At 72.3% G+C, this 26,471-nt stretch carries 26 protein-coding genes and 1 riboswitch; of the genes, 19 read left to right on the top strand and 7 right to left on the bottom strand.

Features of this window, described 5'->3' with window-relative positions; translation table 11 throughout:
• Positions 1-13: 13 nt before the first annotated feature.
• On the bottom strand, positions 14-415 hold the full coding sequence (locus ACLQ2N_RS19970; protein ID WP_425814808.1) for a hypothetical protein: 402 nt from the start codon (positions 413-415) through the stop codon (positions 14-16).
• A gap of 202 nt (positions 416-617) precedes the next feature.
• Here ACLQ2N_RS19970 and ACLQ2N_RS19965 point away from each other — a divergent pair, with 202 nt between their 5' ends.
• The 6 genes from ACLQ2N_RS19965 (at position 618) to ACLQ2N_RS19940 (ending at position 7,743) form a co-directional block, all read left to right on the top strand.
• Positions 618-1,238, top strand: a complete 621-nt coding sequence (locus ACLQ2N_RS19965; RefSeq protein WP_026171689.1) for an aa3-type cytochrome oxidase subunit III — start codon at positions 618-620, stop codon at positions 1,236-1,238.
• Between the two features lie 62 nt (positions 1,239-1,300).
• On the top strand, positions 1,301-2,110 hold the full coding sequence (locus ACLQ2N_RS19960) for a c-type cytochrome (RefSeq protein WP_425814806.1): 810 nt from the start codon (positions 1,301-1,303) through the stop codon (positions 2,108-2,110).
• Positions 2,107-3,162, top strand: a complete 1,056-nt coding sequence (locus ACLQ2N_RS19955) for a Rieske 2Fe-2S domain-containing protein (protein ID WP_425814804.1) — start codon at positions 2,107-2,109, stop codon at positions 3,160-3,162. The genes ACLQ2N_RS19960 and ACLQ2N_RS19955 overlap by 4 nt, the downstream gene beginning before the upstream one ends.
• Complete coding sequence (locus ACLQ2N_RS19950; RefSeq protein ID WP_425814802.1) at positions 3,159-4,805, top strand: cytochrome b; 1,647 nt, start codon at positions 3,159-3,161, stop codon at positions 4,803-4,805. Before ACLQ2N_RS19955 ends, ACLQ2N_RS19950 begins: the two co-directional genes overlap by 4 nt.
• 121 nt (positions 4,806-4,926) lie before the next feature.
• Positions 4,927-5,991, top strand: a complete 1,065-nt coding sequence (gene trpD / locus ACLQ2N_RS19945) for an anthranilate phosphoribosyltransferase (protein ID WP_425814800.1) — start codon at positions 4,927-4,929, stop codon at positions 5,989-5,991.
• Between the two features lie 82 nt (positions 5,992-6,073).
• Positions 6,074-6,191: riboswitch (SAM riboswitch) on the top strand.
• A 175-nt stretch (positions 6,192-6,366) separates the two neighbouring features.
• A complete protein-coding gene (locus ACLQ2N_RS19940) occupies positions 6,367-7,743 on the top strand; it encodes an aminotransferase class V-fold PLP-dependent enzyme (RefSeq protein ID WP_425814798.1) in 1,377 nt (458 codons plus the stop codon).
• A gap of 22 nt (positions 7,744-7,765) precedes the next feature.
• Here the strand turns inward: ACLQ2N_RS19940 and ACLQ2N_RS19935 are convergent, their stop codons facing one another.
• Positions 7,766-8,047: an Lrp/AsnC family transcriptional regulator gene (locus ACLQ2N_RS19935; protein ID WP_143622607.1), complete on the bottom strand. Its 282-nt coding sequence runs from the start codon at positions 8,045-8,047 to the stop codon at positions 7,766-7,768.
• Positions 8,044-8,790, bottom strand: coding sequence for a rhomboid family intramembrane serine protease (locus tag ACLQ2N_RS19930; protein ID WP_425814796.1), 747 nt, complete (start codon positions 8,788-8,790; stop codon positions 8,044-8,046). Before ACLQ2N_RS19930 ends, ACLQ2N_RS19935 begins: the two co-directional genes overlap by 4 nt.
• A gap of 159 nt (positions 8,791-8,949) precedes the next feature.
• Between ACLQ2N_RS19930 and ACLQ2N_RS19925 the strand changes: the two genes are divergently transcribed.
• From ACLQ2N_RS19925 to ACLQ2N_RS19905, 5 genes are all read left to right on the top strand, one after another.
• Positions 8,950-9,192: a hypothetical protein gene (locus ACLQ2N_RS19925; RefSeq protein ID WP_425814794.1), complete on the top strand. Its 243-nt coding sequence runs from the start codon at positions 8,950-8,952 to the stop codon at positions 9,190-9,192.
• A gap of 38 nt (positions 9,193-9,230) precedes the next feature.
• Entirely contained in the window at positions 9,231-10,592 is a 1,362-nt protein-coding gene (locus tag ACLQ2N_RS19920; protein WP_425815042.1) for an NYN domain-containing protein, read from the top strand.
• A gap of 288 nt (positions 10,593-10,880) precedes the next feature.
• Entirely contained in the window at positions 10,881-11,906 is a 1,026-nt protein-coding gene (locus ACLQ2N_RS19915; RefSeq protein ID WP_425814792.1) for an NlpC/P60 family protein, read from the top strand.
• Between the two features lie 236 nt (positions 11,907-12,142).
• A complete protein-coding gene (locus tag ACLQ2N_RS19910; RefSeq protein WP_425814791.1) occupies positions 12,143-13,174 on the top strand; it encodes an NlpC/P60 family protein in 1,032 nt (343 codons plus the stop codon).
• Between the two features lie 28 nt (positions 13,175-13,202).
• The gene (locus ACLQ2N_RS19905) at positions 13,203-14,441 is read left to right on the top strand and encodes a hypothetical protein (RefSeq protein ID WP_425814789.1); all 1,239 of its coding nucleotides are present in this window, start codon (positions 13,203-13,205) and stop codon (positions 14,439-14,441) included.
• On the opposite strand, the gene ACLQ2N_RS19900 is transcribed toward ACLQ2N_RS19905, so the two are convergent.
• Positions 14,398-15,663 (bottom strand): glycosyltransferase 87 family protein, encoded by a 1,266-nt coding sequence (locus tag ACLQ2N_RS19900; RefSeq protein ID WP_425814787.1) that lies wholly within the window; start codon positions 15,661-15,663, stop codon positions 14,398-14,400. The genes ACLQ2N_RS19905 and ACLQ2N_RS19900 overlap by 44 nt on opposite strands.
• A gap of 107 nt (positions 15,664-15,770) precedes the next feature.
• Here ACLQ2N_RS19900 and ACLQ2N_RS19895 point away from each other — a divergent pair, with 107 nt between their 5' ends.
• A complete protein-coding gene (locus ACLQ2N_RS19895) occupies positions 15,771-16,913 on the top strand; it encodes a glycosyltransferase family 4 protein (protein WP_425814785.1) in 1,143 nt (380 codons plus the stop codon).
• A 57-nt stretch (positions 16,914-16,970) separates the two neighbouring features.
• Here ACLQ2N_RS19895 and ACLQ2N_RS19890 read toward each other — a convergent pair whose 3' ends face one another.
• Positions 16,971-18,767: an AMP-dependent synthetase/ligase gene (locus tag ACLQ2N_RS19890; protein WP_425814783.1), complete on the bottom strand. Its 1,797-nt coding sequence runs from the start codon at positions 18,765-18,767 to the stop codon at positions 16,971-16,973.
• 278 nt (positions 18,768-19,045) lie between these two features.
• On the opposite strand from ACLQ2N_RS19890, the gene ACLQ2N_RS19885 reads away from it, so the two are divergent.
• The 6 genes from ACLQ2N_RS19885 (at position 19,046) to ACLQ2N_RS19860 (ending at position 24,023) form a co-directional block, all read left to right on the top strand.
• Positions 19,046-19,849, top strand: coding sequence for a metallophosphoesterase family protein (locus ACLQ2N_RS19885; RefSeq protein WP_425814781.1), 804 nt, complete (start codon positions 19,046-19,048; stop codon positions 19,847-19,849).
• A 117-nt stretch (positions 19,850-19,966) separates the two neighbouring features.
• Positions 19,967-20,416 (top strand): SRPBCC family protein, encoded by a 450-nt coding sequence (locus ACLQ2N_RS19880; RefSeq protein WP_425814779.1) that lies wholly within the window; start codon positions 19,967-19,969, stop codon positions 20,414-20,416.
• A 4-nt stretch (positions 20,417-20,420) separates the two neighbouring features.
• A complete protein-coding gene (locus ACLQ2N_RS19875; protein WP_425814777.1) occupies positions 20,421-21,629 on the top strand; it encodes an ArsA family ATPase in 1,209 nt (402 codons plus the stop codon).
• 82 nt (positions 21,630-21,711) lie between these two features.
• The gene (locus ACLQ2N_RS19870) at positions 21,712-22,170 is read left to right on the top strand and encodes a DUF5304 domain-containing protein (protein ID WP_425814775.1); all 459 of its coding nucleotides are present in this window, start codon (positions 21,712-21,714) and stop codon (positions 22,168-22,170) included.
• 74 nt (positions 22,171-22,244) lie between these two features.
• A complete protein-coding gene (locus ACLQ2N_RS19865; RefSeq protein ID WP_383298583.1) occupies positions 22,245-23,186 on the top strand; it encodes an ROK family glucokinase in 942 nt (313 codons plus the stop codon).
• 78 nt (positions 23,187-23,264) lie between these two features.
• Positions 23,265-24,023, top strand: coding sequence for an endonuclease/exonuclease/phosphatase family protein (locus ACLQ2N_RS19860; RefSeq protein WP_425814773.1), 759 nt, complete (start codon positions 23,265-23,267; stop codon positions 24,021-24,023).
• A gap of 10 nt (positions 24,024-24,033) precedes the next feature.
• Here the strand turns inward: ACLQ2N_RS19860 and ACLQ2N_RS19855 are convergent, their stop codons facing one another.
• Both ACLQ2N_RS19855 and ACLQ2N_RS19850 read right to left on the bottom strand, forming a co-directional pair.
• Positions 24,034-24,705 (bottom strand): hypothetical protein, encoded by a 672-nt coding sequence (locus tag ACLQ2N_RS19855; protein WP_425814771.1) that lies wholly within the window; start codon positions 24,703-24,705, stop codon positions 24,034-24,036.
• Complete coding sequence (locus ACLQ2N_RS19850) at positions 24,698-25,489, bottom strand: alpha/beta hydrolase (protein WP_425814769.1); 792 nt, start codon at positions 25,487-25,489, stop codon at positions 24,698-24,700. Before ACLQ2N_RS19850 ends, ACLQ2N_RS19855 begins: the two co-directional genes overlap by 8 nt.
• Before the next feature lie 222 nt (positions 25,490-25,711).
• Here ACLQ2N_RS19850 and ACLQ2N_RS19845 point away from each other — a divergent pair, with 222 nt between their 5' ends.
• The gene (locus ACLQ2N_RS19845; RefSeq protein WP_425814767.1) at positions 25,712-26,446 is read left to right on the top strand and encodes a lysophospholipid acyltransferase family protein; all 735 of its coding nucleotides are present in this window, start codon (positions 25,712-25,714) and stop codon (positions 26,444-26,446) included.
• The last annotated feature ends 25 nt before the right edge of the window (positions 26,447-26,471 follow it).

Here is a 26,471-nt window from a genome sequence, read left to right as displayed (position 1 = left end):
TGTCCGTGGGGGCTCAGGCCCCCACGGACAGCCGTGTGCGCAGCAGGGCGGCCAGGGCGTCCGCGAACTCCACCGGCTCCACCGGCAGCGTCACCGCGGCGTCGGCGCGGCTCCAGGTGGCCAGCCAGGCGTCCTGCGGGCGCCCGATGAGGACCAGGACCGGCGGGCAGCGGAAGATCTCGTCCTTGATCTGCCGGCAGACGCCCATGCCGCCCGCCGGAGCGGTCTCGCCGTCCAGCACGCAGACGTCGACGCCCCCGTGCTCCAGGGCGTCCAGGACGGCGGGCAGGGTGGCGCACTCCAGGAACTCCACCGGCGGCACGTCCGCCGCGGGCCTGCGCCCTGCTGCCAGCCTCACCTGCTCACGGGTGTGCGCGTTGTCGCTGTAGACCAGGACCGTGGCGGTCGGCTGCATGGTTCCTCCGTGACATCCGTGTCTTCGGGGCACTCGGGGCGCTCGGTGGGCGAGAGCCGTCCGATGCGCGGATCGTACTCCGCCCGACAGCCTGTCAGCACCGGTTCGCACAGCCCTTCCATGGGCCGTTCGGGCAGGACACACCCCTCTGACACACCGAACGGCACCCCCCGGAGTGAGGGCGGGATAAGCGACCGACATAATGTCGGTCGTGGCGACAGCAACGACAGTAGAAACCGGGCACGCGCACCCGTCGGTCAATCGGCCGAACCTCACCAGCGTCGGAACCATCATCTGGTTGAGTTCCGAGCTGATGTTCTTCGCGGCCCTCTTCGCGATGTACTTCACCCTGCGATCGGTGACCGGACCGGAACACTGGAAGGAAATGGCGTCCGCCCTGAACTTCCCGTTCTCGGCGACGAACACCACGATCCTGGTGCTCTCCTCACTCACCTGCCAGCTCGGCGTCTTCGCCGCGGAGCGGGGCGATGTGAAGAAGCTCCGTGCGTGGTTCGTGATCACTTTCGTGATGGGTTCGATCTTCATCGGAGGCCAGGTCTTCGAGTACACCGAGCTGGTGAAGAAGGACGGCCTCTCGCTGTCCTCCGACCCGTACGGTTCGGTGTTCTACCTGACCACCGGCTTCCACGGTCTGCATGTGACAGGCGGTCTCATCGCCTTCCTGCTCGTCCTGGGCAGGACATACGCGGCCAAGAGGTTCACCCATGAACAGGCGACCGCCGCCATCGTCGTGTCCTATTACTGGCACTTCGTCGATGTCGTGTGGATCGGCCTCTTCGCCACGATCTACATGATCAAGTAACCGGGCCCGAGCCCGAACCACATCCAGCATCGACGCAGAAGATCCTGACACCGGGGTAATCCGTGAAAAAGCTCTCCGCACGACGACGCCATCCGTTGGCGGCGGTCGTCGTACTATTCCTCGCGCTGGCGGCCACCGGGGGGCTGTACGCCGCGTTCGCGCCCGCGAGTAAGGCGCAGGCCGACGACACCGCCCAGTCCCTCGCCATCGACGAGGGCAAGAAGCTGTACTCCGTCGGTTGCGCCAGCTGCCACGGAACCGGCGGTCAGGGCACCTCCGACGGGCCGCAGCTTGTCGGCGTGGGCTCCGCCGCCGTGGACTTCCAGGTCGGTACGGGCCGCATGCCCGCGCAGCAGCCGGGCGCCCAGGTACCGAAGAAGAAGGTCATCTACAGCCAGGCCGAGATCGACCAGCTCGCGGCCTACGTCGCGTCGCTCGGCGCCGGTCCGGCCGTCCCGACCAAGAGCCAGGTCAGCCCTGAGGGTGCGGACATCGCCAAGGGTGGCGACCTGTTCCGTACCAACTGCGCGCAGTGCCACAACTTCACCGGCAAGGGTGGCGCGCTGACGCACGGCAAGTACGCGCCGGACCTGGACGGCGTGGACCCGAAGCACATCTACGAGGCCATGCTGACCGGCCCGCAGAACATGCCGTCCTTCCCGGACTCGACGATGCCCGAGAAGCAGAAGCGGGACATCATCGCCTACGTCAAGACCGTGAACGGCTCCGAAGCCGAGTCCCCCGGCGGCCTCGCACTCGGTGGCCTGGGTCCGGTCAGCGAGGGCCTGTTCGGCTGGATCTTCGGTCTGGGCGGTCTGATCGCAGTTGCCATTTGGGTCGCGGCCCACACCGCTAAGGCCAAGAAGTCATGAGTAGCCAAGAGATTCCAGAAGAGAACCTGCCCGACGAGCAGGGCGCCGCGCACGACGCGGTAGACAAGGCGCACGACGACCCGTTCGCCGACCCGGGGCTGCCGGCCCACAAGCCGCGCATCCAGGACATCGACGAGCGGGCCGCGAAGCGCTCCGAGCGCACCGTCGCGTTCATGTTCCTGTTGTCCATGCTGGCGACGGTGGGCTTCATCGCCTCCTACGTCATCTTCCCGGTCGACAAGATCGTCTTCATCTTCCCGTTCGGTCATGTCAGCGCGCTCAACTTCTCCCTGGGTCTGACCCTGGGGCTGGCGCTCTTCCTGATCGGCGCGGGCGCCGTCCACTGGGCGCGCACCCTGATGTCCGACGTCGAGGTCGCCGACGACCGGCACCCCATCGAGGCGGCGCCCGAGGTCAAGGCGAAGGTCCTGTCCGACTTCGCGGACGGCGCCCGTGAGTCCGCGCTCGGCCGGCGCAAGCTGATCCGCAACACGATGTTCGGTGCGCTGGCCCTGGTGCCGCTCTCCGGCGTGGTGCTGCTGCGCGACCTGGGTCCGCTGCCGGAGAAGAAGCTCCGCAAGACCCTGTGGGCCGAGGGCAAGCAGCTCGTCAACATGAACACGATGGAGCCGCTGCGCCCCGAGGACGTCGTCGTCGGTTCGCTGACCTTCGCCATGCCCGAGGGCCTGGAGGAGCACGACGAGGACTTCCAGACGCAGATCGCCAAGGCCGCCCTGATGATCATCCGCATCGAGCCGGACGACATCAAGGACAAGCGCGAGCGCGAGTGGGCGCACGAGGGCATCGTGGCCTTCTCGAAGATCTGCACGCACGTCGGCTGCCCGATCAGCCTGTACGAGCAGCAGACGCACCACGTGCTCTGCCCGTGCCACCAGTCCACCTTCGACCTCTCCGACGGCGCCCGCGTCATCTTCGGTCCGGCCGGCCACGCCCTCCCGCAGCTGCGGATCGGCGTGAACAGCGAGGGCAACCTCCAGGCGCTCGGTGACTTCGAAGAGCCCGTCGGTCCTGCATTCTGGGAGCGCGGATGAGTACTGCGACGAACACGCCCGGCGCCGCAGCGCCGGGCAACCGCAAGGCGCCCGCCGGCGAGCGGGTGGCCGACTGGGCGGACGGCCGGCTGGGGATCTACTCCCTCGCCAAGGCCAACATGCGCAAGATCTTCCCGGACCACTGGTCCTTCATGCTCGGTGAGATCTGCCTCTACAGCTTCATCATCATCATCCTCACGGGTGTGTATCTGACGCTGTTCTTCCACCCGAGCATGAACGAGGTCGTCTACCACGGCCCGTACGAGCCCATGCAGGGCATCCGGATGTCGGAGGCGTACGCCTCGACGCTGAACATCAGCTTCGACGTCCGCGGTGGTCTGCTGGTCCGGCAGATCCACCACTGGGCCGCGGTCATCTTCCTGGCCGGCATGTTCGTGCACATGATGCGCGTCTTCTTCACCGGTGCGTACCGCAAGCCGCGCGAGATCAACTGGCTCTTCGGCTTCCTGCTGTTCGTCCTCGGCATGTTCACCGGTTTCACCGGTTACTCGCTGCCGGACGACCTGCTCTCCGGTACGGGTGTCCGCTTCACCCAGGGCGCGATCCTGTCGACGCCGATCGTGGGTACGTACATCTCGATGTTCCTGTTCGGCGGGGAGTTCCCCGGCGGCGACATCATCGCGAGGTTCTACTCGATCCACATCCTGCTGCTGCCGGGCATCATGCTCGGGCTCGTGGTCGGCCACCTCATCCTGGTCTTCTACCACAAGCACACCCAGTTCGCGGGTCCCGGCAAGACGAACAAGAACGTCGTCGGCATGCCCCTGCTGCCGGTGTACATGGCGAAGGCCGGCGGGTTCTTCTTCCTGGTCTTCGGCTTCATCGCGATCATCGCGGCGATCGCCTCGATCAACCCGATCTGGGCCATCGGTCCGTACCGTCCCGACCAGGTGTCCACGGGCGCCCAGCCGGACTGGTACATGGGCTTCGCCGAGGGCTTCGTGCGTGTGATGCCGGGCTGGGAGATCAACCTCTGGGGCCACACGCTGGTCCTGGGCGTGTTCATCCCGCTGGTCCTGTTCGGTGTGGTCCTCGGTGCGCTGGCCCTGTGGCCGTTCATCGAGTCCTGGATCACCGGTGACAAGCGCGAGCACCACATCCTGGACAAGCCGCGCAACGCGCCGACCCGGACGGCCCTCGGCGTCGCCTGGGTGACGATCTACTTCGTCATGCTGATCGGCGGCGGCAACGACATCTGGGCGACGCACTTCAGCCTCTCGCTCAACTCGATCAGCTGGTTCGTCCGTATCGCCTTCTTCGTCGGCCCGGTCATCGCGTTCGTCGTGACCCGGCGGATCTGCCTCGGCCTCCAGCGCCGCGACAAGGAGAAGGTGCTGCACGGCCGCGAGTCCGGGCTCATCAAGCGGCTGCCGCACGGTGAGTTCGTCGAGGTCCACGAGCCGCTGTCGCCGGAGGCGCGGTACAAGCTCACCGCGCACGAGCAGTACAAGCCGCTCGAGATCGGCCCGACGGTCGACGAGAACGGTGTGGAGCGCAAGGTCTCCAGGATCACCAAGGTCCGGGCGCGGCTCAGCAAGAGCCTGTACGGCGAGGACAACCAGATCGCCAAGCCCACCGCCGAGGAGTACAAGGAGATCACCAGCGGCCACGGCCACCACTGATCACCCGTTCTGATCGCCACGGCGAGAGCCCCGTCCATCCGCTGGACGGGGCTCTTTGCCGTCCCCGGGGCTCGATAGGGTGGAGCCCTCCCTTATCGGCTGTGGACCCCAGGAGCGGACCATGAACGTTGTGACCCCGGACGGCGGCGACAGCGTGGCGGCCTACTCCTGGCCCAGCGTGCTGACCCCCCTGCTGCGCGGCGAGGACCTGAGCGCCGACGCCACCGCGTGGGCCATGGACCGCGTCATGAGCGGCGAGGCCACCGACGCGCAGATCGCCGGTTTCGCGGTCGCCCTGCGCGCCAAGGGCGAGACGGTCACGGAGGTCACCGGCCTGGTCCGGGCGATGTACGAGCACGCCACGACCATCGAGGTGCCCGGCCGGACCGTCGACATCGTCGGCACCGGCGGCGACATGGCCAAGACGGTCAACATCTCCACCATGTCCGCGATCGTCATCGCCGGGACCGGTGCCAAGGTCGTCAAGCACGGCAGCCGCTCCGCCTCGTCGGCCAGCGGCTCGTCCGACGTGCTCGGAAAGCTCGGCGTCAACCTGGAGCTGTCCCCGCGGCGCGTCGTGGAGGTGGCCGAGGAGGCGGGCATCACCTTCTGCTTCGCGGTGAAGTTCCACCCCGCCCTGCGCCACGCGGCCAAGGCCCGTGCGGAGCTGGGCGCGCCCACCACGTTCAACATCCTCGGGCCGCTCACCAACCCGGCCCGGGTGCGCTCCCAGGCGATCGGGGTGGCCGACCTGCGCATGGCCCCCATCGTCGCGGGCGTGCTGGCCGAGCGCGGCAACTCCGCCCTGGTGTTCCGGGGCGACGACGGCCTGGACGAGCTGACCACCACGGCGACCTCGCGGGTCTGGGTGGCCCGGGACGGGGTGGTCCGCGAGGAGACCTTCGACCCGCGCGACGTGGGCGTCGCGCTGGTCCCGGTGGAGGCGCTGCGCGGCGCCGACGCCTCGTACAACGCGGATGTGGCGCGCCGGCTGCTGGCCGGGGAGACCGGTCCGGTACGGGACGCCGTGCTGCTCAACTCGGCGGCGGCGCTGGTCGCGCTGGACCCGGGCGAGGGGCCGCTCACCGAGCAGATCCGGGCGGGCATGGAGAGGGCCGCCGAGGCGATCGACTCGGGTGCGGCCGGGCGGGCGCTGGAGAGATGGGTCGTCGCCAGCAACGCGTGAGCGCGTCGATGTGAGGCAGGGCGCAGTCCGGATCGCGGACTGCGCCTTGCGCGTTCCCGTACGTATGGCAAGATGCTGCGCAGGTCATGAGTGACAGCGACTACGGCCCCGGCCCGCTGTCCGGCAACCCTCCGTCCGTGGCGGGGTGCCCCGGGTGAAGACCGGGCCGCAGGCAGCGAGGTCTGCGGCAAGCGCGGACCCCTCGACGTCGCGTGACGTCCACCCGTGGGGTCCTTGGTCCTCAGGGAGCCTCTTGTGAGCAAGCGAATGCGTTAGGGCCCGAGGCCCTTTTCCGCACCCCCTCTTCTCCTCCACTCCGTGCTGCCGCGTATCCGCGGGCACGCGGAGTTCGCCTGCCTGTTACGGGAGTTCGCCATGTCTGTCTTCACCGCTGTCGCCGACCAGTCGCTTTGTGCCCCGCTGCCGGTTCTGGGCGAGGATGTCCTCGTCCCGCTGGTCACCGGGGGCGAGGTCGGCTACGCCGCGCTGGACTACGCCGCGAGCGCCCCGGCGCTGAAGCGGGTCTGGGACGACGTGGCCGCGTACGCCCCGTACTACGGCAGCGTGCACCGGGGCGCCGGGTACCTCTCGCAGCTGTCCACGGACCTCTTCGAGTCCAGCCGGGCCACCGTGGCGGAGTTCCTGGGCTGCCGTCCCGAGGACCAGGTGGTCTTCACCCGGTCCACCACGGACTCGCTGAACCTGCTGGCCGCCGCGCTGCCCGCCGACTGCCAGGTCTTCGTCTTCGAGACCGAGCACCACGCCTCGCTGCTGCCCTGGCGCGATGCCCACGTCACCTACCTGAACGCCCCGCGCACCCCCGCCCAGGCCGTCGCGACCCTGGAGCGGGCCCTCGCGGACCGCGAGCCCTGCGGCCCCGCGCTGGTCTGCGTCACCGGAGCCTCCAACGTGACCGGTGAGCTGTGGCCCGTACGGGAGCTGGCCGCCGCCGCGCACGCCCACGGCGCGCGGATCGTCCTGGACGCCGCCCAGCTCGCCCCGCACCACCCCGTGGACATCGCCGAACTCGACGTGGACTGGGTCGCCTTCTCCGGGCACAAGCTGTACGCGCCGTTCGGCTCGGGCGTCCTGGCCGGCCGGGCCGACTGGCTGCGCGACGCGGAACCGTACCTCGCCGGCGGCGGCGCCTCGCGCACGGTGGCCCGGCGCGCGGACGGCGGCGTGGACGTCGAGTGGCACACCACGGCCGCCCGCCACGAGGCCGGTTCGCCCAACGTCATCGGCGTCTACTCCATCGCCTCCGCCTGCAAGGCGCTCACCGAGGCCGGATTCGACCGGCTGGTCGCCCGCGAGCAGCACCTCGTCCGCGAGGTCCTGGCGGGGCTGGCCGAGGTCCCCGAGGTGAAGGTGCTCTCGCTGTTCGGCGACGACGCGCCGAGGGTCGGCGTGATCTCGTTCGTGGTGGAGGGCTGGAACAGCTCGCACTTCGCCGCCGCCCTGTCGGCCGAGTACGGCATCGGGGTGCGCGACGGCCTCTTCTGCGCCCACCCGCTCGTGCGCACCCTGCTCGGCAGCGACCCGGGCGAGGCGGGGGAGTGCGGCGCCCCCGAGGCCCGGCCCGGCGAGCGGTCCCTGAACGCGATCCGCGTCAGCTTCGGCGCCGGGACCCCGGACGAGCACGTCGAGCGCTTCCTGCGCGCGGTCCGGGAGCTGGTGAGCGACGGGGCCCGCTGGAAGTACCGCACCGAGGACGGCCGTTGCGTGCCGGACCGGGGTGCCGCCCAGGTCTGAGGACCGGGCGGCGCGGGCGGCCCTAGGCGTCCAGGCCGATGGAGAACGCGGCCTCCAGGTCGTGCTGCGAGTACGTGCGGAAGGCGACGTGGGTGTCGGTCGCCTCGACGCCCTGGATCTTGCTGATCCGGCCGGGGATGACCTCGGCCAGGTCGTCGTGCTTGGCCACCCGGACCATGGCGATCAGGTCGTAGGTGCCGGTGACCGAGAAGACCTCGCTGACGCTGTCCAGCGCGGCGATGGCCTCGGCGATCTCGGGAATCCGGTCCACGCTGGTTTTGATGAGCACGATCGCGGTGATCACGGCTGTGTTTCTCCCTCGGTGGCCGTGGCTGGAGACTTCACTCTAGGGCCTCCGGTGTCGCGCCTGTAGCGACCCCAGGCGTAGAGGAACCCGGTGGCGAAGCCGACGACGTGGGCCAGGTACGCCACACCCGGGCCGCTTCCCGCACCCTCGGCGGCCAGCCACTGGAGCACGAACCAGAAGATCAGCACCACCCACGCGGGGAAGCGCAGCGGCAGGAACAGAAGGAACGGGAAGACGCTGGTCACCCGGGCCCGCGGGAAGAGGTAGAGGAACGCTCCGAGCACCGCCGAGATCGCCCCGGACGCCCCGACGAGCGTCTGGTCGGACGTGGCGTGCGCGGCGGCGTACCCGAGCAGCGCGAGGTAGCCGCAGCCGAGGTAGAACAGGGCGAACTCGGTGTGGCCCATGCGTTCCTCGGCCATCGCGCCGAACACGTACAGGAACAGCATGTTGCCCAGCAGGTGCAGCCAGCTGCCGTGCACGAAGAGCGCGGTGAACGGGGTGAGCAGGGCGTGCGCCGAGCCGTCCCACAGCTCGCTCGGGATCACCCCCCACCGTTCGAAGTAGCCCGCCTGCGCGGCGAGCAGCGCGTCGGCACCGCCGCGCACCGGGACGAAGCCGGAGAGCGGGCTGATCACGAAGACCGCGCAGCACAGGGCGATGAGGGCGTACGTCACCGGTGGCCCGCCCGAAGTGGCCGCGCGCAGGAGCCTGCCCGCGGCGGCCCGCCGATCGATCATGAACAGAGCATGACGCAAACGGAGCGAACGGGACAGACCGCCTCGCCGTGCCGGCGGGAAGCGCCGAGGCCGTAGGGTGACAGGTGGACATCCGCAGTTCGACGGCGCACCGCGAGACCCTTGTCCGGCAGCTCACGGCTCGACGAAAGAGGACGCACGATGACGACCGTTCCCCAGCCGACCGACACGACCCGCTGGCGCTGCACGCTCTGCGGGAACCTCACGCGCTTCGACGTGACGCGGTCCTCGAAGGTCGTGGAGTACGTGCACCTCGACCTGGCCGGTGTGTCGAGCGTCGAGGAACGCGAGGTGGTCAGTGAGACCATCGAGTCGGTCCGGTGTCGTTGGTGCAACGCGGTGGACCAGATCGAGCTCGTCGACAGGCCGGGTGCCGACTCCTGAGGGGGCCGGGCGGAGACAACACAATGGGGTGACGGATGGTGGAGCAGCCCGAGGGCGGCGCCGCGTCGGCCGACGGGGCCGACGACGCCGTGGAGGCGCTCGACCGCCCGCTGCCCGAAGGGGTACGGCGCCGGGTCGTCGCGCTGGTGTCCGACGCGTTCGGCGGGCTCACGGTCGCCGAACTGCCCGCCCAGCTGAGGCAGTACGCCCGCTTCACGGCGTCGCGCCGTGCCAAGTTCGCCGGGAACGCCATGGCGGCAGCCGTGGCGAACGACGACCGGTTCCGCCACCGCATCGGCGACCGGCTCCGGGAGGCCCAGCCGGAGCTGGCGGGTGCCGTGGAGTCCGGCGCGCCGCCCGCCGCGGCCGACCCGGTGGACGTGGCGGCGGCGGCATACCTCCTGCGCCCCGACGGCTGGGTGAAGCTGGTCGCGGCGGCCGGCGAGGAGGTCCAGCGCGCCGACGCCGAGCGGGCCGGCGAGGAGAGCCGGCGCGAAGTGGCGCGGCTGCGCGAGGAGCTGGCCGAGGCCAGGGCCCATACGAAGAGCGAGACGGAACGGCTCCGCGCCGAACTGGACGCCGCCCGCAAGGAGGCGGACTCCCTCCAGCGCAAACTGCGCAGCGCGCTCAGCGAGGTCAAGCGCGGTGAGGCGGCGCTGCGCAGGTCCAAGGCCGAGACCGAGACCGTACGCGCCGAGGCGGCCGCCCAGGTGTCCGCCGCCGAGAGCGAGACCCGGCGGCTGAAGGCGAGGCTCGGGGAGGCGGAGGCGTCCGTCGAGGCGAGCCGCCGGGCGGCCCGGGAAGGGCGCTCGGTCGAGGACATGCGGCTGCGGCTGCTGCTGGACACGGTGCTCGAAGCGGCCGGCGGGCTGCGGCGCGAACTGGCGCTGCCGCCCTCCTCGATGCGGCCGGCGGACAGTGTGGACGCGGTGGAGCCCGGCCGGATGTCGCCCAAGGACATCGCGGCCAGGGCCCTTTCGGAGACCGACCCGGCGCTGCTCGACCAGCTCCTGGAGCTGCCGCAGGCCCATCTGATCGTGGACGGCTACAACGTCACCAAGACGGGTTATCCGCAGATGCCGTTGGAGAAGCAGCGGCTGCGGCTGCTCGGCGGGCTCTCGGTCCTCGCGGCGCGCACGGGCGCGGAGATGACGTGTGTGTTCGACGGGGCGGAGCTGGCCGCCCCGGTGCTGCTGGCGCCGCCGCGCGGGGTGCGGGTGCTGTTCAGCAAGCCGGGGGTCACCGCCGACGAGCTGATCCGTCAACTGGCGCGCGCGGAGCCGCCGGGACGGCCCGTGGTGGTGGTCTCCACCGACCGCGAGGTGGCCGACGGAGTGGCGAAGGCGGGGGCCAGGCCCGTTGCGTCCGCCTTGCTCCTGAAGCGGCTTTCGCGGGTTTAGCACCTCTTGCGGGGAGTTCGCCCGAGATCAGGGAACGGTCCGTCAAGTCGTCGCTACACGCCGTGGGGTGTGGGTAAAGAAGTGCCGTGTGTGACGAGATTTTTCCTGTGAGGATTTGAACTGATCACAAGATGGTCACTAGGGTCGGGCCTCGAACCTTCGCGCGGTCGATCACCCACCCGGGGTGGCGGCGAAGGAACCGCCGAGTCCGTGACGTGCACGGAGCCGGGGACCTCTCCTCCCCCCACAGATCCGGTAGGCGGCTCGAGGAAGAAGGAGCTCGCCTTCGTGGCGTCCCACCGTCGTCCCAAGCAGCCGAGCCGCACTCGTGTGACTGTGCTCACCGCGACCGCAGCCGCGGCCGTCGCCCTGTCCTCCCAGGCCGCTCACGCCGACCCCAAGCCGACCAAGAACGAGGTCAAGGCGAAGGTCGACAAGCTCTATCACGAGGCCGGAGCGGCCACCGAGCAGTACAACGGGGCCAAGGAGAAGCAGGAGAAGCTCGAGAAGCAGATCGGCGCGATCCAGGACAAGGTGGCCCGCGGGCAGGAGGAGCTCAACCAGCTCCGTTCCGGCCTCGGTTCCCTCGCCGCCGCGCAGTACCGCTCCGGAGGCATCGACCCCTCCGTCCAGCTCTTCCTCTCCTCCGACCCGGACAGCTTCCTGGACCAGGCGTCCGCGCTCGACCAGCTGACGGCCAAGCAGACCGAGGCCCTGTCCAAGGTCCAGGAGAAGCAGCGGGCCCTCGCGCAGCAGCGAAAGGAGGCCCAGGACAAGCTGAGCGACCTCGCCTCCGTCCGCAAGACGCTCGGTGAGAAGAAGAAGAAGCAGCAGGACAAGCTGGCCGAGGCGCGCCGCCTGCTCAACACCCTGACCGAGGCCGAGCGCGAGAAGATGCGCCAGGACGACCTGCGCGCGAGCCGTGCCGCCAACACCCGCGTGGAACTCGGCAACGAGGTCCCCGCCTCCGGGCTCGGCGCCGCCGCCCTCAACGCCGCCGCCACCCGCATCGGCAAGCCGTACGTGCCCGCGGCCACCGGCCCCAACTCCTTCGACTGCTCGGGCCTGACCATGTGGGCCTACGCCCAGGCCGGCGTCAACATCACCCGCACCACGTACACCCAGGTCAACCAGGGTCACCGGATCGGTGTCAGCCAGCTGGCCCCCGGCGACCTGGTCTTCTTCAACGGCAACGAGCACGTGGGCCTCTACGCGGGCAACGGCCAGGTCCTGCACGCCCCGTACCCCGGCGCCTACGTGCGCTACGAGTCGATGAGCACCATCGGCAGTATCTACGCCGCCGTGCGCATCTGAACCGCGCCCGAACGGGCGAATTCGCGCGCCCCGTACTGACGCCCGCCCCGCCGGAGACCACAGGTCACCGGCGGGGCGTCACTGTGTGTGGCCCCCACCGGTCCGGCGTGTCTTTGTCCGCTCCGTGATCACGCGGCTACTGTCTGCCTGCTGTCGCGGCTCCCGTACGTCGGTCCGCCCACCCGGGCGGCAGGGCCGCGCGCGTCTGCGTAGAGCGGAAGGGAGTGCGGCGTCCTGTGGGATCCCATCGCCGTTCCACACAGCCCGGTACCGGCCGCGGTGCCCGGGCCACCGTCCTGACGGCGGCAGCCGCGACCGCGGCCGCGACACTCGGCGCCGCCACCGCGAACGCCGAGCCGCACGACACCCCGCAGTCCGCCGGGGCCCGCGTCGACCACCTGTACGCCGAGGCCGAGCGCGCCACCGAGCAGTACAACAGGGCCGGCGAGGACGTGACCCGGCTGCGCGGCGAGGTGAGCCGGGCCCAGGACCGGGCCGCCCGGGGCCAGGAACGCATCAACCGGATGCGCGAGGAGCTGGGCTCCGCGGCCCGGGCGGAGTACCGGGCGGGCGGCATCGACCCCGCACTGGCCCTGCTGCTCACCTCGGACCCCGACAGCTACCTCGACCGGGCCGCCGCCGTCACCATGGCCGACGCCCACCGGGCCGCCGCCCTCGCCGAACTGCGCAGGGCCCAGCGGGCGCTCGCCCAGACCCGGGCCGAGGCCGCCCGCTCGCTGGCCGGCCTGGAGCGCGGCCGGGAGGCCGTCAGCCGCCACAAGCGGACCGTGGAACGCAAGCTCGCCCGGGCCAGGCAGCTGCTGAAGGCCCTGCCGGCCTCCGAGCGGGCCGCCCTGGCCCGCGCCTCGCGCGACGGCCGCGAGCCGGGCGCCGGCCTCCTGGCCGGGCTCCCGGCGGGCTCTTCCCGCGCCGCCGCGGCCGTCCTGGCCGTACAGCAGGCGCTGGGCCGGCCCTACGTGTGGGGCGCCAACGGGCCCTCCGGGTTCGACTGCTCCGGGCTGATGCAGTGGGCCTGGGCCCAGGCCGGGGTGAGCCTGCCCCGCACCTCGCAGGCCCAGCGGTACGCCGGGCCCATGGTGCCCCTCTCCGAGGCCCGCCCCGGCGACCTCGTCGCCTACCGGGCGGACGCCAGTCACATCGCGATGTACGTCGGGAACGGCCAGGTCATCCACGCCCCGTACCCGGGAGCCCCGGTCCGCTACGACCCCGTCGGCATGATGCCCGTCTCCTCGGTCACCCGGGTCTGACCGCGGCGACAGCCCGTACGCTCGTCATGTGGTCGAACGTGTGCACAGGCGAGGCGGGCGGCGGGCGGCGGGTGCCCTGCTCGCCGCGCTGCTGTGCGCCGCCGGCTGCTCCGCCCCGGCCGACCGGGCGCCCGACAGCACCTCCCGGGGCGTCCGCGCCACCCTGGACCGGCGCGCCGCCGCCGTGCTGCACCACGACCCGGCCGCCTACGCCGCCGCCGTCGACCCGGACGCGACCGCGCTGCGCACCGCCCAGCGCCGGGAGATCGCCCGGCTGGCGGACGTGCCGCTCGGCTCCTGGGCGTACCGGCTCACCCGCCTCACCCCGCACGGGGCGGACCGCGTCACCGCCGACGTCACGCTCGGCTACCGGATCGCGGGCTACGACAGCGCCCCGGTCTCCGTCGACCGGGTCGTGGACCTGGCCCGCGACCCGGCGGACGGCCGCTGGTACGTCACCGCGGACCGGGCCGCCGACGGCAGCGCCGGGCAGCTGTGGGAGCAGGGCGACGTCGAGGTGGTGCACGGGAAGCACAGCCTGGTCCTGGGCGTCGGCCGCTCCCGGGACCAGCTGGACGCGATCGCGGCGACGGCGGACGAGGCGGTGCCCGCGGTCTCCGCCGCCTGGCCGGAGCGGTGGGCGGGGCGTGTGGTGGTGCTGGTGCCGGACAGCGTGACGGAGATGGGCCGGCTGCTCGGGTCGCCCGCCTCGAACTACAAGGGCATAGCGGCCGTCACCACCGGCGAGACCGGCGGCACCGGGAAGGCCCCAGCCGACCGGGTGATCGTCAACCCGGAGGCGTACGCCCTGCTCGGCGGCTTCGGACAGCGCGTCGTCCTCACCCACGAGACCGTCCATGTCGCCACCCGCAGGCAGACCTCGCCGGCCACCCCGACCTGGCTCTCCGAGGGCTTCGCGGACTGGGCGGCCTACCGGGACCAGGACCGCACCGCCGAGGAGATCGCCCCCGAGCTGGCCGACGCGGTCCGGGCCGGTGACGTGCCGGCCGGACTGCCCGAGGACGAGGACTTCGCCTTCGCGGGGGACGCGGACCGGCTGGCGAAGGCGTACGAGGGCGGCTGGCTGGCCTGCGAGCTGATCGCCGACCGCTGGGGCGAGAAGAAGCTGTTCGCCTTCTACCGGGCCGTCGGCGCCCACCACGGGCGCGACGGGGCGGTCGAGGACGCCCTGCACGAGGTGCTGGGCACGACCCCGCAGGACTTCACGGCGCGCTGGCGGGTGTATCTGCGCGACCGGCTCGGCTGAGCGCGGCCTCCGCCGCCTCCGGTACAGGCTCGCGCCCCGGGGCGCGTACGACCGTGTCCCGCCACAGCCGCAGGGCCGCCAGCACACACGCGGCGACCAGCAGCCCGTTGCGCAGGAACATCAGCGTCAGGCCCTGCGCGTCGCTGGACACCACATGGACGAAGCCGATCGGGAACTCCAGCTGCGTCACACCCGTGGCCGCCACCACCAGCAGGGCCGGCCACCCCATCCGGCTCTCCCGCAGCACCAGGCACACGGCCGCGAGGCCCACCAGCCACAGCATGTACTGCGGACTGATCACCCGGCTCGTCGTGGTGAACAGCAGCACCGCCGTGAACGCCGCGTCCGCCGGCGTACTCACCCCGAACGTCCGCGCCCGCAGCCGCCACACCAGCAGCCAGCCGAACGCGGCCACGCTCAGCCCCAGCGCCAGCGTGCTCACCAGCGGCACATGCGGCCCCAGGAACTCCAGCGAGCCGTAGTGCAGCTCCACCCGGCCCTCCCAGCCGAACTGCCGCCACACATGGAAGACCAGCGCCCCCAGCGACTCGACCTCGGTGCCCCGGTCCCGCTGGAAGCCGAGGAACGCCAGCGCGCCCGGCGCCGCCGTCACACACACCAGCAGCAGCGCGGCCGCCACCGCCGCCGCCGTCGACCACGCCAGCCGGGTGGCGCGCCCCCGGGCCGTCCCGGCCAGCAGCAGCGCCGGCCAGACCTTCAGCAGCGCCCCGAACGCGGCCAGCGCCCCCAGCACCCGGGGGTGGCGCAGCCCGGCCAGCAGCGCCGCCACGGCCACCGCCGTCACCATCACGTCGTACCGGGCGTACGCGGTCGTGCCGAGCAGCGGCACGCCCGCCACCCACACCCACACCCCGGCCGCCCGGCGGCCCGGACCGTCGCTCGCGCGCAGCAGCATCCCCAGGACGAGCGCGTCGCACAGGAACGCCAGCACGAAGAAGGCGGTGGCGTAGTCCAGGAACGGCAGCAGGCCGGGGGAGAGGACCGCCAGCGCCGCCACCGGCGGGTACTGCCAGGTGACGTCGGACTGCGGGTAGGTGCCGGAGCGCAGCACCTCGGACCAGCCGTGGTAGATCACCGACACGTCGCTGGTCACATCGAGCCCCGGCGGGGTGACCACCTTGGTCACCCAGAGCAGCAGCACCGCCCTGGTGAGCGCCCACACCGCGAAGGCCGCCGGACGCGTGCCGCTGGAACCCGTCATGACCTGCCCTCACCCGTCCTGTGCGCCGTACGAAACAGCCATGATGCCCGTACGCCCTGTGCGCGGGCCATCAGGCACGGCCGCCGGGCCCGGTACTGTCGGCGGCGATGGACAAGACCTTGATCGTGACCAACGACTTCCCGCCCCGTCCGGGGGGCATCCAGGCGTTCCTGCACAACATGGCGCTGCGGCTCGACCCCGGCCGGGTCGTCGTCTACGCCTCCACCTGGAAGCGCGGGGCCGAGGGCGCGGCCGCCACCGCCGCCTTCGACGCCGAGCAGCCCTTCACCGTCGTCCGCGACCGTACGACGATGCTCCTGCCGACCCCGCGCGTGACCCGGCGCGCCACGGAGCTGCTGCGCGCGCACGGCTGCTCGTCCGTCTGGTTCGGCGCCGCCGCCCCGCTCGGCCTGATGGGCCCCGCGCTGCGCGAGGCGGGCGCCCGGCGGCTCGTCGCCACGACGCACGGCCACGAGGCGGCCTGGGCGCAGCTGCCCGCGTCCCGGCAGCTGCTGCGGCGGATCGGCGAGGGCACCGACACGCTGACCTACCTCGGCGAGTACACCCGCTCCCGGATCGCCGCCGCGCTCAGCCCGGCCGCCGCCCGCCGCATGGTGCAGCTGCCTCCCGGCGTGGACGAGAAGACGTTCCGCCCGGACTCCGGCGGCGACGAGGTCCGGGCCCGGCTCGGGCTCACCGAGCGCCCGGTCGTGGTCTGCGTGTCCCGGCTGGTGCCCCGCAAGGGCCAGGACACCCTGATCCTCGCGATGCCCACGATCCTGGCCGCCCGGCCGGACGCGGTCCTGCTGATCGTGGGCGGCGGGCCCTACGAGGACGACCTGCGGGGGCTCGCCGCGCGCACCGGGGTGGCGGACTCCGTGCGGTTCACCGGACCGGTGCCCTGGTCGGAGCTGCCCGCGCACTACGGGGCCGGGGACGTCTTCGCGATGCCCTGCCGGACCCGGCGCGGCGGCCTCGACGTGGAGGGCCTGGGCATCGTGTACCTGGAGGCGTCCGCGACCGGGCTGCCGGTGGTGGCCGGCGACTCCGGCGGCGCCCCGGACGCGGTGCTCGACGGCGAGACCGGCTGGGTGGTGCGCGGCGGCGAGCCCGGCGAGGCGGCGGAGCGGATCACCGCGCTGCTGGGCGACGCGGAGCTGCGGCGGCGCATGGGGGAGCGGGGCCGGGCCTGGGTCGAGGAGAAGTGGCGCTGGGACCTGCTCGCGGAGCGGCTGAGGGAACTGCTCTGACACGTGGACGAGGGGGTCCGCACCGGCGTGGTGCGGACCCCCTCGTCCACGTAGGTCTCACGAGCGGTAGATCGACTCCACCTCGTCCGCGAAGTCCTTCGCCACCACGTTCCGCTTCAGCTTCAGCGAGGGCGTGATGTGGCCCGCCTCCTCGGTGAACTGGGCGCCCAGGATACGGAACTTGCGGACGGACTCGGCCTTGGAGACCGCCGCGTTGCCGTCGTCCACCGCGCGCTGCACCTCGGCCAGCAGCTCCGGATCGTCGCGCAGCGACAGCGCGGTCGAGCCGGCCGGCTTGCCGTGCTCCTCGGCCCAGCGGCCCAGGAACTCCTCGTCCAGCGTCACCAGCGCGCCCACGAAGGGACGCCCGTCGCCGACCACCATGCACTCCGCCACCAGGGCGTGGCCGCGGATGCGGTCCTCGATGACGGCGGGGGCGACGTTCTTGCCGCCGGCCGTGACGATGATCTCCTTCTTGCGGCCGGTGATCGCGAGGTAGCCGTCCTCGTCCAGCGTGCCGATGTCCCCGGTGTGGAACCAGCCGTCCGCCAGCGCCTCGGCCGTCGCCGCCTCGTTGTTCCAGTAGCCGGAGAACAGGTGCTCGCCGTGGAGCAGCACCTCGCCGTCGTCCGCGATGCGCACCACGGAACCGGGCAGCGGCTGGCCGACGGTGCCGATCTTCTGCCGGTCCCACGGGTTGAAGGCGGTGGCCGCGCAGGACTCGGTCAGGCCGTAGCCCTCCAGGACGGTGAAGCCGATGCCCCGGTAGAAGTGGCCCAGGCGCTCGCCGAGCGGGGCGCCGCCGGAGATCGCGTGCTCGCCGCGCCCGCCGAGCACCGCGCGCAGCTTGCCGTAGACCAGGCGGTCGAAGACCTTGTGCCGGAACTTCAGGCCCAGCGAGGGGCCCTGCGGGGTGCCCAGCGCGCGGCTGTAGGCGATGGCCGTGCCGGCGGCCTTGTCGAAGATCTTGCCCTTGCCGTCGGCCTGCGCCTTGGCGCGCGCCGCGTTGTACACCTTCTCGAAGACGCGCGGAACGCCGAGGATCAGCGTCGGGCGGAACGCGGCCAGCTCGTCGGTGAGGTTCTTGATGTCCGGGACGCAGCCGAGCTTGATCGGCGCCATCACCGAGGCGACCTCGACCAGCCGCCCGAAGACGTGGGCGGCGGGCAGGAAGAGCAGGACGGAGCACTCGCCGGTGCGGAAGAGGGGCTTGAGCCGTTCCACCACGTTGCCGCACTCCGCGAAGAAGCTGCGGTGCGTCAGCACGCAGCCCTTGGGGCGGCCCGTGGTGCCCGAGGTGTAGACGATGGTGGCCGGGTCGTCCGCCCCGGCCGCCGCGCTGCGCAGGTCCACGGTCTCCTCGAAGACCCCTTCGCCCTCGGCCCGGAGCGTGTCGACGGCGCCCTTCTCGATCTGCCAGACGTGGCGCAGGCCGGGGAGCCGGTCGCGTACGGAGGCGACGGCGGCGGCGTGCGTGTCGCTCTCCACCAGGACCGCGACCGCCCCCGAGTCGCCGAGGATCCACTGCACCTGCTCGGGCGAGCTGGTCTCGTACACCGGCACGGTGACCGCGCCCGCGCTCCAGATCGCGAAGTCCAGCAGCACCCACTCGTACCGGGTGCGCGACATCAGGGCGACCCGGTCGCCGGGCTCGATGCCCGCCGCGATCAGGCCCTTGGCGACCGACCGGACCTCGGCCAGGAACTGGACGGCGGTGACGTCGGTCCAGACGCCCGCCACTTTGCGGCTCATCACCGCGACATCGGGATGCTGAGCGGCATTGCGGCGGATGAGATCCGTCAGGTTGCCGTCCGAGGGAACCTCGTACAGGGCCGGAAGGCTGAACTCGCGCAAGACTGCTGCTCCTCATCGGGCTCCGGTGCCACGGCTCTGTGTGACGCACCGGCGCGGTCCAAGATGGCGGGTGCTCAGTGGGGTGAGCACGACTGGACTGCCCGGACGTTACCCACCAGTACTCGGTTCCGGATAGGGGGTCCCGGCCAGATGTCTTATGCGTCACACATATCGGGACGTCCTTTCGCGCACAGTAGTCCACCCGTCCGCACACCAGGAAGTAACCGCAGGTCCGGGGCCTCTACCCTGGTCGGGGCCACCGTCCTAGGGTGATCTTCATGCGAGCAGGAGCGAACACCGCGGGGACCGCCGGGCGGCGCACCCGCGTCCACGTGGTCAGCGACGTACACGGCAACACCGAGGCCCTGGCCCGCGCCGGGGACGGTGCCGACGCCCTGATCTGCCTCGGTGACCTGGTCCTCTTCCTCGACTACGCCGACCACTCGCGCGGCATCTTCCCCGACCTCTTCGGCGTCGAGAACGCCGACCGCATCGTCGCCCTGCGCACCGCCCGCCGCTTCGAGGAGGCCCGCGCCTTCGGCCGGCAGCTCTGGCAGGGCATGGACCGGAACGCGGCGATCACCGAGGCGGTCCGCAGGCAGTACGCCGAGATGTTCGCCGCGCTGCCCACCCCCACGTACGCCACCTACGGCAACGTGGACATCCCCGCCCTCTGGCCCGAGTACGCCGCCCCCGGCACCACCGTCCTGGACGGCGAGCGCGTCGAGATCGGCGGCCGCGTCTTCGGCTTCGTCGGCGGCGGCCTGCATACGCCGATGCGCACCCCGTACGAGATCGACGACGAGGAGTACGCCGCCAAGATCGAGGCGGTCGGCGAGGTCGACGTGCTCTGCACCCACATCCCGCCCGAGGTGCCCGAGCTGGTCTACGACACCGTGGCGCGCCGCTTCGAGCGCGGCAGCCGGGCCCTGCTCGACGCCATCCGCCGCACCCGCCCGCGCTACTCCCTCTTCGGCCACGTCCACCAGCCGCTGGCCCGCCGGATGCGGATCGGCGCCACCGAGTGCGTGAACGTCGGCCACTTCGCCTCCACCGGCCGGCCCTGGGCGATGCAGTGGTGAGCGCACGCCCCGATATCGCCGGCCGGACCCTCGGACGGGCCGCCGGGCGCACGCGATAGCCTTCTGGCGGCAGACTCCTGCCGACGGACCGGTACACCGCACTGGAGGGCCACAGCGATGGCTGAACACACCAGCTCGAGCATCACGATCGAGGCGGCGCCGGCCGACGTCATGGGTGTGATCGCCGACTTCGAGCGCTACCCGGAGTGGACCGGCGAGGTCAAGGAGGCCGAGGTCCTCGGCACCGACGAGCACGGCCGCGCCGAGAAGGTCCGCCTCGTCCTGGACGCCGGGGCGATCAAGGACGACCACACCCTCGCCTACACCTGGATCGGCGACTACGAGGTCAGCTGGACCCTGGTCAAGTCCCAGATGCTCCGCGCCATCGACGGCTCCTACGCGCTCGCGCCGCTCGGCGCCGGCGACCGCACCGAGGTCACCTACCGGCTGACCGTCGACGTCAAGATCCCCATGCTCGGCATGATCAAGCGCAAGGCGGAGAAGGTCATCATCGACCGTGCCCTGGCCGGTCTGAAGAAGCGCGTCGAGTCCGTCCCGAAGGCCTGAGCACGTGCGTACGGTCCTGGTCACCGGGCCCGGCGGAGCCGGCCGTACGACCGTCGCGGCGGCCACCGCGCTCGCCGCGGCCCGCGACGGCGCCCGCACCCTGCTGGTCTCCGCCGACCCGATACCCGGCTTCCCGGACGCCACGGCCCCCGCCCCGGTCACCGCCGGACTGTGGTCCGTCCGGATCGACTCCGCCGCCCACTTCCGCGGTGAACTCCTCGCCCTCCAGGAGCAGTTGTCGTCCGTCCTCGAACTGCTCGGCGGCAATCCGCTGGACGGCGAGGAGCTGACCGAACTCCCCGGCAGCGGCGAACTCGCCCTGCTGCACGCCCTGCGCCGCGCCGCCCACGGCGACTGGTCCGGCGAGGCGTACGACCTCCTCGTCGTGGACCTCCCGCCCCTGCGCGACGCGCTGCGCCTGCTCGCCCTCCCCGGACAGCTGCGCCGCTACCTGCGCCGGCTGCTCCCCCAGGAGCGCCAGGCCGCCCGGGCCCTGCGCCCGATGCTCGCCCAGCTGGCCGGTGTGCCCATGCCCGCCCAGTGGCTGTACGAGGCCGCCGCCCGCCGCGACGCCGAGCTGGCCCAGGTCGAGGCGCTGATCGAGGACCGGGCCACCACGCTCCGGCTCGTCGCCGAGCCGGGACCGGCCGCCGACGAGGCCCTGCGCACCGCCCGCACCGGCCTCGCCCTGCACGGCCTGCGCGCCGAGGCGCCGGTCGCCAACCGGCTGCTGCCCGGCCACTCCCCGGACCCGTTCTTCGCCGCGCTCGCCGCCCAGCAGGAGAAGTCCCTCGGCCACTGGGCGGACGAGGGGGCGGCCCCGGCCCGGATCGCGCACCTCGGCCGCGACCCGCAGGGCCCCGACGACCTCCTGGCCCTGGCCGCCCCGGACGGCGGGGGCGCCGCGCTCGCCGTACCCGGCATGGGCGAGGAGGGCGGCCGGGCCCCGGACCCCTGGTGGACCGAGGAGGCCGGCGGGCCCGAGGGCGACGGGATACTCGTCTGGTGCCTGCGGCTCCCCGGCGCCGTCAAGAAGGACCTCCAGCTCGTCCGGCGCGGCGGCGAACTCCTCCTGACCGTCGGCCCGTTCCACCGCATCGTGCCCCTGGAGCCCGCCCTGCGCCGCTGCACCGTCTCCGGCGCGGCCCTCACCGACGGCGTGCTGCGGGTCCGCTTCACGCCCGACCCCGCGCTCTGGCCCCGGACGAGCTGAACGGCGTACCACCGTTCGGGTACCGTCGAAGGTACGTGTCCGGTATGCCGGGCCGCCGGCCACGACGCCCCAGGAGTCCGCCATGAGCGAAGCCACCGATCGCCCCGCCGACGAGAACGCCTGGGCCGACGCGTGCGCCGAGGACCTCGCCGCCGAGCAGGCCCGCCGCCGCGCCGCCTACGGCCCGCCGCCCGGATCCGCCGCCGAGGAGCTGCGCAAGCTGGTGGACGCGGTGGCCGACAAGCTCGGTTCGTTCCAGGCGCCGCTCCTCGGGATGGCCGCGCAGGGCGCCGTGCAGCAGGTCATCCAGCAGGCCAAGGCGGCCGTGGAGCCGGTGATCGAGCGCAATCCAGACGTTTTCGATCACATCGCCGCGGCCGGTAACGAACTGCTGGCCGCCTACCGCTCAGCGGTCCAGGGCCAGGAAGGCCGCTGGACCCGGGGGGCGGGGGACCCTGCCGGCACCGAAAAGAAGGCGGAAGGCCCCGGAGGACCCCGTGACGAGGGGTCCGGCGCCGGCGAACACATCGACCTCGACTGACCGGCGCCGGACAGGACGGGGCCCGGCCTCGGGTACGGTTGCCTCAGCGGGGCTCGACCGGAACTGAGGGATTCATGGGACTCACCATCGGCGTCGATATCGGCGGCACGAAGATCGCGGCTGGAGTGGTCGACGAAGAGGGACGGATCCTCTCGACCTTCAAGGTGTCGACCCCGCCGACGGCCGAAGGCATCGTGGACGCGATCGCGGCGGCGGTGTCCGGCGCCAGCGAGGGGCACGCGGTCGAGGCGGTCGGCATCGGCGCGGCGGGATACGTGGACGACAAGCGGGCCACCGTGCTGTTCGCGCCCAACATCAACTGGCGCCACGAGCCGCTGAAGGACAAGGTCGAGCAGCGCGTCGGCCTTCCCGTCGTCGTGGAGAACGACGCCAACGCCGCCGCCTGGGGCGAGTACCGCTTCGGTGCCGGCCAGGGCCACGACGACGTCATCTGCATCACGCTGGGCACCGGCCTCGGCGGCGGCATCATCATCGGCAACAAGCTGCGCCGCGGACGCTTCGGCGTGGCCGCCGAGTTCGGCCACATCCGGGTCGTCCCGGACGGTCTGCTCTGCGGCTGCGGCAGCCAGGGCTGCTGGGAGCAGTACGCCTCCGGCCGCGCCCTCGTGCGGTACGCCAAGCAGCGCGCCAACGCCACCCCGGAGAACGCCACGATCCTGCTGGCGCTCGGCGACGGCACCGTCGACGGCATCCAGGGCAAGCACATCAGCGAGGCGGCCCGCCAGGGCTGCCCGGTGGCCGTCGACTCGTTCCGCGAGCTGGCCCGCTGGGCCGGCGCCGGACTCGCCGACCTGGCCTCGCTGTTCGACCCGTCGGCCTTCATCGTCGGCGGCGGCGTCTCGGACGAGGGCGAGCTCGTCCTCGGCCCGATCCGCAAGTCGTTCCGGCGCTGGCTGATCGGCGGTGAGTGGCGCCCGCACGCCCAGGTGCTCGCCGCCCAACTCGGCGGCAAGGCAGGGCTCGTGGGCGCGGCGGACCTGGCCCGCCAGGGCTGAGCCCACCCGCGTACGGAAACATCGGACGCCCGTCGCGCCCCCTCGGGGAGCGGCGGGCGTCCGCCGTATCGTGAGGGCATGGCCACGATGTCGCTGCCCGATTCGTGCACCGAGCCGGACGGCTCGGCCGTCATCCGCGTGCTCAGCTACAACATCCGCTCGATGCGCGACGACAACGCCGCCCTCGCCCGGGTCATCCGCGCCTGCGCCCCCGACCTGGTCCTCGTCCAGGAGGCGCCGCGCTTCTTCCGCTGGCGCAAGTACGCCGCCCGGCTCGCCGCCGCCACCGACCTGGTGGTCCTGGGCGGGGGCGCCACCGCCGCCGGGCCGCTGCTGCTGTGCTCGCTGCGCGCCGCGGTCGAGCGCACCGAGGACATCCTGCTGCCGCGCACCCCGGGCCTGCACCGCCGGGGCTTCGCCACCGCGGTGGTCCGGTTCGCGGGCGCCCGGGTCGGGGTGGTCAGCTGCCACCTGAGCCTCCAGCGGCAGGAGCGCCTCGCCCAGGCGGAGAGGCTGGTGGAGACCGTGGACGCGCTGGGCGTGGCCCACACGGTCATCGCCGGTGACCTCAACGACGTACCGAGCGGACGGGCCTTCAGGCGTCTCGCCGGGCGCTACCAGGACTGCTGGGAGACCGAGCCGCAGGGCGGCGCATACACCTTCCCCGCGCACGAACCCCGCCGCCGGATCGACGCCGTCTTCGCCACCGACGGCGTCGAGGTCCTGGGCTGCGGGGTCCCGGACGGGCTGCCGGGGGTGCGGGAGGCCGACCTGCGGGCGGCGACCGACCACCGCCCCGTGCTGGCCGCGCTCCGGGTGCCGGCGGCGGCCGGCTGAACCCGCCGGCTCAGACCACCGCGCCCCGGCCCGGGTCGTCGTCACCGTCGTCGTCGGAGTCCATCCGCGCCACCAGCGTCACGAAGCCGCCCAGGAAGCCGCCGACGCAGACCGTCGTCAGCCACCAGGTCATCTCCCAGGAGAGCAGCACCGCGAGCAGCATCAGCACCGGCCCGCCGACCACCGCGAGCCAGGCGAACTTCGCCGTGACGTCGGCCTCCGGCAGCGGCGGCGGCTCCGGCGGCACGAAGTGGCCCTCGTCGTCGTCCCCGCCGCCCGGGGCGGCAGCGTCCGGGTCGGCCGGCTCGTAGTCGCGCGGGCCCACACCCGGAGCGAAGACCACGGAGCCGCCGAGCGGCCGGTCCGCCTCCGGCTCCGGCTTCGGCGGCCGCTTGCCGAGCCCCTTGTCCGCGGCCGGGGCGGTCAGCGGACCGTCGTCCGGCAGCGCCAGATCCTCGATCGACCGGAAGGGCCGCGCGCCCGGCGGGTCCGGCGGCTCCTCCCCGTACCCCTCCACGATGGCCCGCCAGACGGCCTCCTCGTCCAGCGCTCCGTCCCCCGCGCCGGCCGGTGCCTCGGGTGGTGCGCCCTTGCCGTCGTCGTCGGCGACGGCCGCCCCCTCCACGGGGAGCGGCTCGCGCTCCTCCTCGCTGCCCGCGCGCTCCGCGTCGTGCTCAGCCACCGGACGTGCTCCCCTTCTTCCCGCCCTGATCCTTCTCGCTCGGAGCGAGGCGGCCGATGAACGCATGACTCTCGTCGAAGATCCGCTTCGCATCATGGTCCAACGTCGCCACGTGGTAGCTCTGTTCCAGCAGGACCTCCCGGACGTCCGTCGAGGAGACGCGGCTCAGGATGCGCACCGTGTCGGCGGGCGGCACGACATGGTCCTGCGGGCTGTGCAGCAGCAGGAGCGGCTGGGTCACCTGGGGCAGGTCGCCGTCGACCAGCCGGAAGAACCTGCGCACCGAGTGCGCGGCGTGCAGCGGCACCCGGTCATAGCCCACCTCCGCGACGCCCTCCCGGGCGATGTCGCTGACCAGGCCCTTCGTCGTCGGCACCAGATGGCGGACCACCGGCAGCGCGTGCGCCGCGAGACCGTGCACCTTGTTGGCCGGATTGACGAGCACCAGACCGCTGACCGCGTCCCCGTGCTTCGCGGCCAGCCGCAGCGCCAGCGCGCCGCCCATCGAGAGCCCGAGGACGAACACCCGCGCGCAGCGCTCCAGCAGACCGCGGAGCTCCCGGTCCACCTCCGCGTACCAGTCCTGCCAGCCGGTCACCTGCATGTCCTGCCAGCGGGTGCCGTGCCCGGGGAGCAGCGGCAGCGAGACCGTGAGACCGCGCTCGGCCAGATACTCGGCCCAGGGGCGCAGCGACTGCGGGGAACCGGTGAATCCGTGACAGAGGAGGACGCCGACCTCTCCGCCCTCGTGGCGGAACGGCTCGGCTCCGGGAAGGACCGGCACCGCGGTCTCCTGTTCATGAGGCTCGCGGGGAGCGAGCGGGGAGCGGGAAGGGGCTCGGAAGGATGTACGGGACGCGCCAGGATTACTTCACCGTACGCGACCGGACCGACACCGACCAGGGCCGTCACCGGCCCGGGCCGCGGGCACCCGCCCGCGCCGGGCGGGAGGAAGCGGGACACGGCGGGTTAAGGTCTGTCGGACAGCACACAGGAGGCATCCGAGTTGATCTACGGCGCTATGAAGTTCTCCATCGGCGGGTCGCTGAAGCTCGCCTTCAGGCCGTGGGTGGAGGGCCTGGAGAACATCCCCGCGCGCGGGCCCGCGATCCTCGCCAGCAACCACCTGTCGTTCTCCGACTCCTTCTTCCTGCCGGCCGTCCTGGACCGGAAGGTGACCTTCATCGCGAAGGCCGAGTACTTCACCGCGCCCGGCGTGAAGGGCAAGCTCACCGCCGCCTTCTTCAAGGGCGTCGGCCAGCTCCCCGTCGACCGCTCCGGCGCGCGCGGCGCCGGTGAGGCGGCGATCCGGGCGGGCATCCAGGTCGTCGAGAGCGGCGGCCTCTTCGGCATCTACCCCGAGGGCACCCGGTCGCCCGACGGCCGGCTCTACCGGGGCAAGCCCGGCGGCCTCGCCCGCGTCGCGCTGGCCACCGGGGCGCCGGTCATCCCCGTCGCGATGATCGACACGGAGAAGATCCAGCCGCCCGGCCAGGTGATCCCCAAGCTGATGCGCCCCGGCATCCGGATCGGCAAGCCGCTCGACTTCAGCCGCTACCACGGCATGGACGGGGACCGCTTCATCCTGCGCTCGGTCACCGACGAGGTGATGTACGAGATCATGAAGCTCTCGGGCCAGGAGTACGTCGACATCTACGCGACCGCCGCCAAGCGGCAGATCGCCGATGAGGCCAAGCGCCGGTCCGAGGCCGCGGGGAAGACGGACGGCGACAGCGCCTGAGCTGCGCGGCGGTCCGCCGGGGGAC

This window comes from Streptomyces sp. DT224 (genome assembly GCF_049844595.1).
Taxonomy (GTDB): domain Bacteria; phylum Actinomycetota; class Actinomycetes; order Streptomycetales; family Streptomycetaceae; genus Streptomyces.
Note: the sequence above shows the minus strand (reverse complement) of the source record. Positions and strands in the feature narration are given on the sequence as shown.

Excerpts from the sequence above, each read along its gene's own strand:
- ACLQ2N_RS19970 (WP_425814808.1), bottom strand. The coding sequence starts at position 415 with ATGCAGCCGACCGCCACGGTCCTGGTCTACAGCGACAACGCGCACACC.
- ACLQ2N_RS19965 (WP_026171689.1), top strand. The coding sequence starts at position 618 with ATGTCGGTCGTGGCGACAGCAACGACAGTAGAAACCGGGCACGCGCAC.
- ACLQ2N_RS19955 (WP_425814804.1), top strand. The coding sequence starts at position 2,107 with ATGAGTAGCCAAGAGATTCCAGAAGAGAACCTGCCCGACGAGCAGGGC.
- ACLQ2N_RS19950 (WP_425814802.1), top strand. The coding sequence starts at position 3,159 with ATGAGTACTGCGACGAACACGCCCGGCGCCGCAGCGCCGGGCAACCGC.
- trpD (WP_425814800.1), top strand. The coding sequence starts at position 4,927 with ATGAACGTTGTGACCCCGGACGGCGGCGACAGCGTGGCGGCCTACTCC.
- ACLQ2N_RS19940 (WP_425814798.1), top strand. The coding sequence starts at position 6,367 with ATGTCTGTCTTCACCGCTGTCGCCGACCAGTCGCTTTGTGCCCCGCTG.
- ACLQ2N_RS19930 (WP_425814796.1), bottom strand. The coding sequence starts at position 8,790 with ATGATCGATCGGCGGGCCGCCGCGGGCAGGCTCCTGCGCGCGGCCACT.
- ACLQ2N_RS19925 (WP_425814794.1), top strand. The coding sequence starts at position 8,950 with ATGACGACCGTTCCCCAGCCGACCGACACGACCCGCTGGCGCTGCACG.
- ACLQ2N_RS19900 (WP_425814787.1), bottom strand. The coding sequence starts at position 15,663 with ATGACGGGTTCCAGCGGCACGCGTCCGGCGGCCTTCGCGGTGTGGGCG.
- ACLQ2N_RS19895 (WP_425814785.1), top strand. The coding sequence starts at position 15,771 with ATGGACAAGACCTTGATCGTGACCAACGACTTCCCGCCCCGTCCGGGG.
- ACLQ2N_RS19885 (WP_425814781.1), top strand. The coding sequence starts at position 19,046 with ATGCGAGCAGGAGCGAACACCGCGGGGACCGCCGGGCGGCGCACCCGC.
- ACLQ2N_RS19880 (WP_425814779.1), top strand. The coding sequence starts at position 19,967 with ATGGCTGAACACACCAGCTCGAGCATCACGATCGAGGCGGCGCCGGCC.
- ACLQ2N_RS19870 (WP_425814775.1), top strand. The coding sequence starts at position 21,712 with ATGAGCGAAGCCACCGATCGCCCCGCCGACGAGAACGCCTGGGCCGAC.
- ACLQ2N_RS19865 (WP_383298583.1), top strand. The coding sequence starts at position 22,245 with ATGGGACTCACCATCGGCGTCGATATCGGCGGCACGAAGATCGCGGCT.
- ACLQ2N_RS19860 (WP_425814773.1), top strand. The coding sequence starts at position 23,265 with ATGGCCACGATGTCGCTGCCCGATTCGTGCACCGAGCCGGACGGCTCG.